Source organism: Streptomyces sp. NPDC005803, assembly GCF_040630435.1.
Lineage (GTDB): Bacteria > Actinomycetota > Actinomycetes > Streptomycetales > Streptomycetaceae > Streptomyces.
This window is the reverse complement of sequence record NZ_JBEXXO010000003.1, coordinates 23,901-35,978: the sequence shown is the minus strand read 5'-3', so window position 1 is coordinate 35,978 and position 12,078 is coordinate 23,901. Positions and strand designations below refer to the sequence as shown.

The window sequence follows — 12,078 nt, the reverse complement described above, 5'->3', positions numbered from 1 at the left end:
CGCAGTTCGAGCAGTCCGATCAGAACCCTAGGCAGGCATGGAAACGCCCCCTCCCCAGACCGAGTCCACCGCGCCCACCGACGCGGACATCGCCGCGTTCCAGCAGCAGCTGGGGCGCCCGCCGCGCGGGCTGCGCGCGATCGCGCACCGTTGTCCGTGCGGCAACCCGGACGTGGTCGAGACGCAGCCCCGGCTGGAGGACGGTACGCCGTTCCCGACGACGTACTACCTGACGTGCCCGCGTGCGGCGTCCGCGATCGGCACGCTGGAGGCGAACGGGGTCATGAAGGAGATGACCGAGCGCCTCGCCACCGATCCCGAGCTGGCCGCCGCGTACCGGGCCGCGCACGAGGACTACCTCGCGCGGCGTGACGCCATCGAGGTACTGGAGGGCTTTCCCAGCGCGGGGGGCATGCCGGACCGGGTGAAGTGCCTGCACGTGCTCGTCGGGCACTCGCTGGCCGCGGGACCGGGCGTGAACCCGCTCGGGGACGAGGCGATCGCGATGCTGCCGGAGTGGTGGCGCAAGGGGCCGTGCGTGACGCCGTGCGGCGGGCCGGGCGAGGATGGGGGCGAGGGCTGAGCGTCCTCGCCCGGGGGCTCTGCCCCCGTGCCCCCGCTCCTCGATCGCCGGAGGGGCCTGAGCGGGGCTCTGCCCCCGTACCCCTGCTCCTCAATCGCCGGAGAGTTGAAGACATGACACGCGTGGCCGCCATCGACTGCGGTACCAACTCGATCCGTCTGCTGGTCGCGGACGCCGACCCCGCCACGGGTGAGCTCGTCGAGCTCGACCGGCGGATGGAGATCGTGCGGCTGGGGCAGGACGTCGACCGGACCGGCCGGCTCGCCCCCGAGGCGCTGGAGCGGACCTTCGCCGCCTGCCGGCGGTACGCGGAGGTGATCAAGGAGCTCGGTGCCGAGAAGGTCCGCTTCGTCGCCACCTCCGCCTCCCGGGACGCGGAGAACCGGGACGATTTCGTCCGCGGGGTGCTGGACATCCTGGGCGTCGAGCCCGAGGTGATCACCGGCGATCAGGAGGCCGAGTTCTCGTTCGACGGGGCCACCAAGGAGCTCGCCGGGCGCGACGACCTCGCGAAGCCGTACCTCGTCGTGGACATCGGCGGCGGCTCCACCGAGTTCGTCGTCGGCGACGACCGGGTGCGGGCCGCCCGGTCCGTGGACATCGGCTGCGTCCGGATGACCGAGCGCCACCTCGTACGGGACGGTGTCGTCGGCGACCCGCCCGCGCCGGACGCGGTCGACGCGATCCGCTCCGATGTCGCCGCCGCGCTGGACCTGGCCGAGGAGACCGTCCCGCTCACCTCGGCGGCCACGCTCGTCGGGCTCGCCGGAACGGTCACCACGGTGGCCGCCATCGCGCTGGGGCTCGAGGAGTACGACTCCGAGGCGATCCACCACTCCCGGGTCTCCCTGGAGCAGGTCCGGGAGATCACCGCACGGCTCCTCGCCTCGACCCACGCCGAGCGTGCGGCGATCGGCGCGATGCACCCGGGGCGGGTCGATGTGATCGCCTCCGGGGCGCTCATCCTGCTGGCCGTGATGGAGCGGACCGGGGCGCGCGAGGTCGTCGTCAGCGAACACGACATCCTCGACGGCATCGCCTTCTACGCGGCCCGTTAGAACCCGGCCCGCAGGGGCCCGCGTACGGTGCTCATCGGCACTCCGGCCTGCACCTTTGAGCCGCTCGGAACCGCTTCCCGGGGCCTGTGCGGGCCCCTTCGGGGACCCGGCGCCACGAAGTTCGTGAACTTCTTCACAAGGAATTCGGTCCCCCGGGCCGGACTTCTGCTCCGAACGGGCCCGCAGGGCGGTGGGCGGGGTCACTCGGGCCGCATACGGGACGGTTCCGGGCGCGTTGCGGGAGTGTGTACCGGAGGGGTGGTCCACTGCGTGCGGCGGCTCAAGGTCCAGCTCACAAGCGGTGAACAACGTTCGCCGGGGGGCTGTGGTTCCCCTGCCGGGTCATGACCTGGGTCACGTGGGCGGCGAAGTGTAGCAGAGGGCGGGGCATACCTTGTGAAGGGGCTCACGAGCATGCCCCCCGAGGGGGGTGGATACTCGATGGCATGAGCACCACGGAGCGTCCCAGGATCCTCGTAGTAGGCGGTGGGTACGTAGGCCTGTACGCAGCTCGGCGCATCCTGAAGAAGATGCGCTACGGAGAGGCGACCGTCACGGTCGTCGACCCCCGGTCGTACATGACCTACCAGCCCTTCCTCCCCGAAGCTGCTGCCGGCAGCATCTCGCCTCGGCATGTCGTCGTCCCGCTGCGACGCGTGCTGCCCAAGGCTGAGGTTCTCACCGGCCGAGTCACGACCATCGACCAGGACCGCAAGGTCGCCACGGTCGCGCCGCTCGTCGGCGAGGCCTACGAGCTGCCCTTCGACTACCTGGTCATCGCGTTGGGCGCCGTCTCCCGTACCTTCCCGATCCCCGGCCTGGCCGAACAGGGCATCGGTATGAAGGGCATCGAGGAGGCCATCGGCCTGCGCAACCACGTCCTCGAGCAGCTGGACAAGGCTGACTCGACGACCGACGAGGACGTCCGCCGCAAGGCGCTGACGTTCGTCTTCGTGGGCGGCGGTTTCGCCGGTGCGGAGACCATCGGCGAGGTCGAGGACATGGCGCGCGACGCGGCGAAGTACTACACGAACGTGAAGCGCGAGGACATGCGCTTCATCCTCGTCGACGCCGCCGACAAGATCCTTCCCGAGGTCGGCCCGAAGCTGGGCACCTGGGGCCGGGAGCACCTGGAGTCCCGCGGTGTCGAGGTCTTCCTCTCGACCTCCATGGACTCCTGCGTCGACGGTCACGTGGTGCTGAAGAACGGCCTGGAGGTCGACTCCAACACCATCGTGTGGACCGCCGGTGTGAAGCCGAACCCGGCGCTGGCCCGCTTCGGCCTGCCGCTCGGCCCGCGCGGCCACGTCGACACCTCCGAGAAGCTCCAGGTGCAGGGCACCGACTACATCTGGGCCGCGGGCGACAACGCCCAGGTGCCGGACATGGTGGGCCGCAAGGCCGGCAACCCGAACGCCTGGTGCCCGCCGAACGCCCAGCACGCGCTGCGTCAGGCCAAGGTCCTCGGCGACAACGTCATCTCCGGGATGCGCGGCTTCCCGCAGGGTGACTACAGCCACGCCAACAAGGGTGCGGTCGCCGGTCTGGGCCTGCACAAGGGCGTCGCGATGATCGTCATGGGCAAGGTGAAGATCAAGCTCAAGGGCCGTCTCGCCTGGTACATGCACCGCGGCTACCACGGCATGGCGATGCCGACCTGGAACCGTAAGATCCGGATCTTCGCCGACTGGACCCTGGCGATGTTCCTCAAGCGCGAGGTCGTCTCGCTCGGCGCCATGGAGACTCCCCGCGAGGAGTTCTACGAGGCCGCCAAGCCCGCTCCGGCCCCCGCCGCGGCCAAGCCCGTGGGCGAGAAGGCCAAGGCCTCCTAGGCCCGCACCCGGAAGGAGGGCCCCGGCCCTCCGCTCCGGTCCGCGGATCTCCGTATCCGCGACAGACAGTCGTACGACGCCCGAAGGGGCCGTCCGCCATCCGTGGTGCGGGCGGCCCCTTCGGCGTATCCGGGCAGGCCGGCGCGGCGGCCGGTGGGAGAGGGCGGGGGCCAGCCTCCCGGCGGATGCATGCGACGTACAGGTATTTTGCCGTTCCGTTGCGCGGTAGCGGGATGGGCCGGCCGCCGGAAACTGTTGAGGGGGGTGTACCTCGCCGCGGCGCCAAGGGGGCCGGGGCGTGGTCCGAGGCATGTGTGGGCATGTCTGGGCACGTCGGGAAACACCATCACGGAGGTGTGCGCCATGGCAGACGCCGCGTTGCGGCTGACCGCTCTCGCCCAGGAGTTGCTGGGAGAACCCCTACCGGTCCGCATCCGGGCCTGGGACGGCAGCGAGTCCGGACCCCCGGGAGCCCCCGTCCTCATCATCAGGAACCGCCGTGCCCTGCGCCGCCTGCTGTGGAAGCCGGGCGAACTGGGCCTGGCACGCGCCTGGGTGGCCGGGGAACTCGACATCGAAGGCGACCTGTACGAGACCCTGAACCTGATGGCCGGGCTGATCTGGGAACGCGGCGGCGAGACGAAGGACCGGGTGCACCCCGTCCGCGACCCGAAGCTGCGGGCCGCCGCCAAGGGGCTGCTGCAGCTGGCCGGGCCCTGGCCCCCGCCCCCGCCGCCGCCCGAGGAGGTGCGCCGCCGCACCGGCGGCCTGCACACCAAGCGCACCGACAAGGAGGCCATCAGCCACCACTACGACGTGGGCAATGACTTCTACGAACTGGTCCTCGGCCCGTCCATGGTCTACTCCTGCGCCTACTGGGAGGACGGCGGGAACCTCGAGGACGCCCAGCGCGACAAGCTCGACCTGGTCTGCCGCAAGCTCGCGCTGAAGGAGGACGACCGCCTCCTGGACGTCGGCTGCGGCTGGGGCTCCATGGCCATCCACGCCGCCCGCGAGTACGGCGCCCGTGTCACCGGAGTGACCCTCTCCGTCGAGCAGGCCGCCTTCGCCAGGAAGCGCATCGCCGAGGAGGGCCTGACCGACCGGATCGAGATCCGGGTCCAGGACTACCGGGACGTCAGGGACGGTCCGTACGACGCCATCTCCTCGATCGGCATGGCCGAACACGTCGGCTCGGTCCGCTACCGCGAGTACGCCGACGACCTCTACGCACTCCTCAAGCCCGGCGGGCGCCTGCTCAACCACCAGATCGCCCGCCGCCCGGAGAAGGACGAGTCCGCGTACCACGTGGACGAGTTCATCGATGCCTACGTCTTCCCGGACGGCGAGCTGGCCCCGGTGGGCCGGACGGTGGCGACGCTCGAGGAAGCCGGTTTCGAGGCACGCGACGTCGAATCGCTCCGCGAGCACTACGCCCTGACGCTGCGCCGCTGGGTCGCCAACCTGGAGCGGGAGTGGAAGAGCGCCGTGCGGATGACCTCGCCCGGCCGGGCAAGGGTCTGGCGGCTCTACATGGCCGCCTCCGCGCTCTCCTTCGAGCACAACAAGATCGGCGTGAACCAGATCCTCGCGGTCCGCCCGGCCGACGACGGGGGCTCCCGCATGCCGCTGCGCGCCCGTGACTGGAAGGCGTCCGCGACCGGCTGAGACACGGAAGAGGCCGGTACCCGCCCTCGCGGACACCGGCCGGACGAGAAAGAGGGCCGGTACCCGCCGTCGCGGATACCGGCCCTCTCCCGTGTGTGGTTCCGTCCGGTCCTACTCGGTCTTGATCGCCGTCAGCATGTTCAGCCTGGCGGCGCTGCGGGCCGGCCACAGGGCGGCCAGCACCCCCACCAGACCGGCCAGCAGCAGGAAGACCGCGATCCGGCCCCACGGCACGACCAGGACGTACTGCGGGATCTCGGCTGCCACGGTCTGCCCGATGGCCCAGCCGAGGAACGTGCCGAGCCCGATGCCGACCACCGCGCCGAAGAGCGAGATGACGACGGCCTCCAGCCGGATCATGCGCTTGACCTTGCGCCGGTCCAGGCCGATGGCCCGCAGCATGCCGATCTCCTGCTGCCGCTCGAACACGGACATGGCCAGGGTGTTGACGACCCCGAGCACCGCGATGATCAGTGCCATGGCGAGCAGCCCGTACATGATGTTCATCGCGAGGTTGATGGAGCCGCCGAACATGTCGCGGATGTCCTTGCGGTCCATGATGCTCATGCCGGGGTTGTCGCCCAGCGCGTCGACCAGCGCCTGCTCGTGGGCCGCGCTCGCGCCGCCGTCCGTCTTCACCCAGATCTCGCGGATGTCCGCACGGCCCTCGTGCGGGGCCACGATGTCACGGGGGATCAGGACCGGCGAGAGGAACTCGTTGTCCTTGTAGAGGGCGCCGACCTTCAGGCTGCCCTTCTTGTCGTCCTCGTAGGTGACCGGGACGCTGTCGCCGGTCTTCCAGCCGTGCGTCTTCGCGGTCTTGTCCGAGACGGCGATCTCGCCCTTGCCCAGGGAGTCCAGGGAGCCCGCTACGGTGTCGACGGTCAGGACCTTCTGCACATCGCCGGGGGTGACGCCGGACGCCGAGAGCGAGGTGTCGCCGATGTCCAGCCAGACCGCCTGCTGGGGCGAGACCGCGGTGACGCCGTCGGCCTTCTCCAGGGCGGTGAGCGCCGACTCGTCGAGTGAGTCCCCGCTCGCCATCGAGACCATGTAGTCGGCCTTGATGTTGTCGGTCGTCACCTTGTCGACCGCCTGGCCGAGGGTGACGCCGAGCACCGAGATGCTGGTGACGAGGGTGAGGCCGATCGCCAGCGCGGAGGCGGTGGCGCCGGTACGCCGCGGGTTGCGGACGGCGTTCTGCGCGGCCAGCTTGCCGGAGACCCCGAACAGCCGCAGCAGCAGCGGGCGCACCAGGGCGATCACGGGGCGGGACAGCAGCGGGATCAGGATGATGATGCCGATGAGGGTGAGGAAGGCGCCGCCCGCGAGGAGCAGCTGACCGTTCGACCCGGCCTGCGCCGCGCCTGCCACGACGGTCGCGCCGCCGAGCAGGGCGATGACGCCGCCGATCGAGTTGCGCAGCACCAGGGACTTCACCGTGGCCACCGCGTACTGGCTGTTCATCGCCGCGACGGGCGGGATCTTCGCGGCCCGGCGGGCGGGCAGCCAGGCGGCCAGCACGGTGATCAGGACGCCGACGGCGAAGGCCGCGACGACGGTGGTCGGGGAGACCACCAGGGGACCGGCCGGGATCTTGCCGCCGATCAGGCTCATCGCGGAGCGCAGCCCGGTGGCGAGGCCGAGGCCCAGGGCGAAGCCGACGACGGACGCGATGAGACCGACCACGGCCGCTTCGAGCAGCACCGAGCGCTTGACCTGGCGCCGGGAGGCGCCGACGGCCCGCAGCAGCGCCAGCTCCTTGGTGCGCTGCGCGACCAGCATGGTGAACGTGTTGGCGATCAGGAAGACGCCGACGAAGAGGGCGACGCCCGCGAAGGCGAGCAGCAGCTTGTTGAGGCTGCTCAAGGCGCTCTCGGTCTGATCGGCCTGCTCGTCCGCGCGCGCCTGGCCGGTCTTGGCCTCGGCGTTCTCGGGCAGCAGGGGCTTCACGGCGGTCAGCAGCTGCTGGTCGGAGGCGCCGGGCGCGGCGGTGACGGTGACGTCCCGGAACTCGCCCGGGCGCAGGAACAGCTTCTGGGCGACGGGGGTGTCGAACAGGACCAGGCTGCCGCCGGCGTTGACCGCGCCGTCCTCGGTGGTGAAGACCCCGGACAGGGTGTACTCCTTCACCGGCCCGTTGGTGGCGACGCGCACCGTGTCGCCGACCTGGTACTCACCCTTCCTCGCGGTGTCCTCGTCCAGGGCGACGCTGCCCGCGTCGGTGGGTCCGGAGCCGTCGGTGAAGGTGTACTGAGCGTCCTCGCCGTCCTTGCCGGGGGCGAAGTTGGACCCGGTGTTGGACCAGCCGTTGCCGATGAGCTTGCCGTCGGGGTCGGCGACCCCGGCGAAGCCGTCGACCCGGCCGGTGGCGGAGGCCACGCCGTCCAGGGCCTGGATCTTCTTCAGGGTGGCGGCGTCGATGGCGCGGGCCTTCTCGTCGCGCTGGTCGGCGTAGGTGGTGACGGCGACGGCGACGTCGTCGTAGTTCTTCGCCGACTGGTTGCGGAAGGCGTTGCCGAGGGTGTCGGTGAAGACCAGGGTGCCGGAGACGAAGGCCACGCCGAGCATCACGGCGAGGACGGTCATCAGCAGCCTGGCCTTGTGCGAGAGCACATTGCGCAGGGCGGTACGGAACATGTCTGTCAGTCCTGGGAGGGGAGGGGGCCGGAAGGGGCGGTACGAGGGGCCGGTACGGGCCGGCTCAGCTGGTGCGGCCCTTGGCGTCGAACGCCTTCATCCGGTCCAGCACCCCGTCCGCGGTGGGGTGCGTCATCTCGTCGACGACCGCGCCGTCCGCGAGGAAGATCACCCGGTCCGCGTAGGAGGCGGCGGCCGGGTCGTGGGTCACCATCACCACGGTCTGGCCCAGTTCGCGCACCGAGTTGCGCAGGAAGCCGAGGACCTCGGCGCCGGAGCGGGAGTCCAGGTTCCCGGTGGGCTCGTCACCGAAGATGATCTCGGGCTGCGAGGCCAGGGCGCGGGCCACCGCGACGCGCTGCTGCTGGCCGCCGGAGAGTTCGGTGGGCCGGTGCTTCAGCCGGTCGGCGAGGCCCACCATGTCGATGACCTTGCGCAGCCAGTCCTGGTCGGGCTTGCGGCCCGCGATGTCCATCGGCAGCGTGATGTTCTCCAGGGCCGAGAGCGTCGGCAGCAGGTTGAACGCCTGGAAGATGAAGCCGATCTTGTCCCGGCGCAGCTGGGTGAGCTGCTTGTCCTTGAGGGACCCCAGCTCCGTCTCGCCGATGCGCACCGAACCGCTGCTGAAGCTGTCGAGGCCGGCCACGCAGTGCATCAGCGTGGACTTGCCGGAGCCCGACGGGCCCATGATCGCGGTGAACTCGCCCTGCGGGAAGTCCACGGTGACCCGGTCCAGGGCGGTCACCTTGGTCTCGCCCTCCCCGTAGACCTTCGAGAGTTCCGTGGCGCGGGCGGCCACCGCGGTGGCGCGGTGAGCGGTGGACATGGTGGTCACGGGAGACTCCAGGGTCGGGTGCGTGCGGGACGGGGAGCCCGCCCGGCGGCCCCGCCGAGGGGCGGGGGCCCGGGTCAGGGGCACCGCTCCATCGTCTCCGCCGATCGGCCGCCGGTCGTCACTCCCGGTGCCCGTTCCGGGGGCAGCCTTGAGTCGCATCGCGGGGGCCCCGGCGTCCTCCTGCGGTATGACATCTCCCCTGACGGCCGCCCGCCGCCCGTGGGCTTTCCCGTGATCCCCGGCGGGGCGCGGCGACAGCTGCGGCGCCTCGCCGCGTCGTCGGGACGCCCGCGTGCATCCCGTCGGCGGACGTCCCCCCGCCTGGCGGCGCAGCGCGCCTGACGCCGCGCGCTGGTCCGCCGGGACGGCCCTCAGCGTGGCGGGGCCGTCGACCCGCGCGGGACCAGGCGGGCCGCCGCGTCCTCCATACCCGCCGCCGCACCGTCGGTGACCAGGGACAGCAGGGTGCGCGCCGCATGGGTCCCGTACGCGGGGATGTCGCGGCTCAGGGCGGTCAGGGGCGGGCGGACCACCCGGGAGAGCTGCGAGTCGTCCCAGGCGACGAGGGAGAGGTCGCGTGGCACGTCGAGCCCCATCTCCTGGGCCACCGAGAGCCCGGCCACGGCCATGATGTCGTTGTCGTAGACGACGGCGGTGGGGCGCTGCGGGGAGCTGATCAGCCGGCGGGTGGCGTGCGCCCCGTCCTGTCCGGAGTAGTCCGTGTGGACGATGACCGGGTCGCCGAGCCCGAGTTCGGCGCAGATCTCGCGCTGGGCCCGGTCGCGCAGGTCCGTGTGGTCGAGGCCGCGCAGTCCCGCGACCCGGGCGACCGACCGGTGGCCCAGCGCGGTCAGGTACGTGAGGGTGTCCCGGAGGGCCGCGTGTTCGTCCGACCATACGGAGGGGAGCGGGCCGGCCGCCGAGGGGTGGCCGATCACCACGGCCGGCAGCCCCAGTTCCAGGACGCCCTCGATCCGCGGGTCGGGGCTGCGCAGATCGGCCAGGAACACGCCGTCCACCCGGCCCTCGCCCCACCAGCGGCGATGGACCTCCAGCTCCTGCGCCGGATCGGTGACGACCTGGAGGAGCAGGGCGCAGCCGCGCGGCGCGAGTTCGCTCTCGATCCCGCTGATCAGCTCCATGAAGAACGGCTCGACGCCGAGCAGCCGGGCGGGCCGGCACAGGGCGAGGCCCACCGCGTCGGCCCGGGCACGGGTGAGCGCGCGGGCGGCGCTGTTGGGCCGCCAGCCGATCTCCTGAGCGATGGCCTTGATGGTGGCGCGGGTCGTGGGGGAGACGCCCGGCCGGTCGTTCAGGGCGTAGGACACCGCGACCTTGGAAACCCCGGCTCGGCGCGCGATATCCGCGATCGTGGGGCGGTGTCTGGGCAGGACGACCTCGCTTAACCGGTTCGTATGACAGGGATGGCTTCGGCGGCAGTCTCTCTCGTGGGCGGCCCCTCTCCAAGAAGGATGATCGCTCAAGTCCCCCCAAAAATAAAGGGAATGGGAGCGCTCCCGCTCCCTTGACATGCTCACTCGGCGGCCTTAGCTTCACGGCACTTACCCGGTTCAGTAACTCCGCTCGGCAGGGACGGCGGGGAGAAGGAGGGACGATGGGCACGGGATTCGGGGGACGGACCGCGGCCACACTCGCCGTGATCGCACTCGCCGCCACCGCGTGCACGGGGGGCGGCTCCTCGGGGGGCGGCTCCGGCGGCTCGGGCGGCGGCGGGGGCGGTGCGCTCCCGCGCAACGAGACGCTCTACACCACCGGCACGCAATGGGGGCCGCCGGCCAACTACAACCCGCTGCACAACTGGGACCACGCCACCGGCACCAAGGGGCTGGTCTACGAGACGCTGTTCCACTTCGACCCCGGCGCGGGCAAGCTGACGCCCTGGCTGGCGGAGTCGGGCAGCTGGACCGGTGCCAAGACGTACGAGGTGAGGCTCCGCGCGGGCATCACGTGGTCGGACGGCAAGCCGATGACCGCGAAGGACGTCGCGTACTCCTACGGCCTCGGCAAGATCGAGGCCTCGTCCTTCCACACCCTGTGGAGCTGGCTGTCGGACGCGAAGGCGGTGGACGCCACGACGGTCCGCTTCACCTTCAAGGAGGCCCGCTACCAGGAATGGGACTTCACCCTCTACGGACAGCCGATCGTCCCGGAGCACATCTGGAGCAAGCGCTCCGAGAAGGAGATCCTCGACGGCGTCAACGACAAGCCGGTCGGCAGCGGCGCGTACACCCTCAAGAGCCACTCCCAGGACCGGGTCGTGTGGCAGCGGCGTGACGACTGGTGGGGCGTCAAGGCGCTCTCCATGAAGCCCGCGCCCCGCTACATCGTCGACGTGTCCAACCCCAGCAACGAGGTCGTCATCGGCCAGCTGGGCCAGGGCCAGCTGGACCTCAGCAACAACTTCCTGCCCGGGGCCTCCTCGCTGATCAAGAGCAAGAAGGTCGTCTCGTACTACGACAAGCCGCCGTACATGCTCTCCGCCAACACGGCCTGGCTGGTGCCCAACACCACGAAGAAGCCGATGAACGACGCGGCCTTCCGCAGGGCGCTCGCCGCCTCCGTCGACACGGGCAAGATCGTCAAGGGTGTGTACGGAGAGCTGGTCAAGCCGGCCAACCCGACCGGTCTGCTCCCGCAGTGGGACAAGTTCGTCGACCAGGGCCTGGTGGCCAGTGAGGGCTTCTCCTTCGACACCGGCAAGGCCAAGCAGATCCTCGCGGACGCCGGCTACAAGGACACCGACGGCGACGGCCTCGTGGAGAACAAGGACGGTTCCAAGATCAGCCTCAAGCTGGCCGTCCCCACCGGCTGGACCGACTGGATGGAGGCCGCCAAGGTCATCGCCTCGTCCGCGAAGGACGCGGGCATCAGCATCACCACCGAGTTCCCCGACGCGAACGCCCTCAACGAGCAGCGCGGCAAGGGCGCCTTCGACCTGGTCGTCAACAACGAACGCCAGCTGTCCAGCACCCCGTGGACGTACTACGAGTACATGTTCCAGCTGCCCGTCCAGAAGCAGCAGAACACGGTCAACTTCGGCCGGTACGAGAACCCCGAGGCCTGGAAGCTCGTCCAGGAACTGGGCGGGGTGAAGACGGACGACACCGAGGGCATGAAGAAGGTCATCTCGAAGATCCAGGCGATCCAGCTCAAGGAGATGCCGGTCATCCCGCTCTGGTACAACGGCCTCTGGGCCCAGTCCACCACCGGAAGCTGGACGAACTGGCCGTCGGACGCCGCGGGCGCCCCCAAGTACGCGCCGGCCCTCTGGCGCAACTGGCTGGAGATGGGCGGCTTCGAGGCCCTCACCCAGCTCAAGCCCGCCAAGTGACACGGCCGTTCTGACGGAGCGGCCGGCCCCGCGCCGGCCGCTCTCGATTCCATGACCGCCCCGCCGTGCGCACGCCGCCCTGACCGCGGACCGCACGGCGGGGCTCTCTC

Annotated in this window: 8 protein-coding genes; 5 read left to right on the top strand and 3 right to left on the bottom strand. The window is 70.8% G+C overall.

The window, feature by feature from the left end:
* The first annotated feature begins 37 nt into the window (after positions 1-37).
* From ABZ454_RS05530 to ABZ454_RS05515, 4 genes are all read left to right on the top strand, one after another.
* Complete coding sequence (locus ABZ454_RS05530) at positions 38-583, top strand: DUF501 domain-containing protein (protein WP_359536209.1); 546 nt, start codon at positions 38-40, stop codon at positions 581-583.
* A gap of 113 nt (positions 584-696) precedes the next feature.
* On the top strand, positions 697-1,641 hold the full coding sequence (locus tag ABZ454_RS05525; RefSeq protein ID WP_359536208.1) for a Ppx/GppA phosphatase family protein: 945 nt from the start codon (positions 697-699) through the stop codon (positions 1,639-1,641).
* Positions 1,642-2,087: 446 nt separating this feature from the next.
* A complete protein-coding gene (locus tag ABZ454_RS05520; protein WP_356322483.1) occupies positions 2,088-3,473 on the top strand; it encodes an NAD(P)/FAD-dependent oxidoreductase in 1,386 nt (461 codons plus the stop codon).
* Between the two features lie 363 nt (positions 3,474-3,836).
* On the top strand, positions 3,837-5,141 hold the full coding sequence (locus ABZ454_RS05515; RefSeq protein WP_356322482.1) for a cyclopropane-fatty-acyl-phospholipid synthase family protein: 1,305 nt from the start codon (positions 3,837-3,839) through the stop codon (positions 5,139-5,141).
* Positions 5,142-5,252: 111 nt separating this feature from the next.
* On the opposite strand, the gene ABZ454_RS05510 is transcribed toward ABZ454_RS05515, so the two are convergent.
* From ABZ454_RS05510 to ABZ454_RS05500, 3 genes are all read right to left on the bottom strand, one after another.
* On the bottom strand, positions 5,253-7,781 hold the full coding sequence (locus ABZ454_RS05510) for an FtsX-like permease family protein (protein ID WP_356322481.1): 2,529 nt from the start codon (positions 7,779-7,781) through the stop codon (positions 5,253-5,255).
* Between the two features lie 64 nt (positions 7,782-7,845).
* Complete coding sequence (locus tag ABZ454_RS05505; RefSeq protein ID WP_359536207.1) at positions 7,846-8,616, bottom strand: ABC transporter ATP-binding protein; 771 nt, start codon at positions 8,614-8,616, stop codon at positions 7,846-7,848.
* 371 nt (positions 8,617-8,987) lie between these two features.
* A complete protein-coding gene (locus ABZ454_RS05500) occupies positions 8,988-10,007 on the bottom strand; it encodes a LacI family DNA-binding transcriptional regulator (protein ID WP_359536439.1) in 1,020 nt (339 codons plus the stop codon).
* A 224-nt stretch (positions 10,008-10,231) separates the two neighbouring features.
* Between ABZ454_RS05500 and ABZ454_RS05495 the strand changes: the two genes are divergently transcribed.
* Entirely contained in the window at positions 10,232-11,968 is a 1,737-nt protein-coding gene (locus tag ABZ454_RS05495; protein WP_359536206.1) for an ABC transporter substrate-binding protein, read from the top strand.
* Positions 11,969-12,078: the final 110 nt, after the last annotated feature.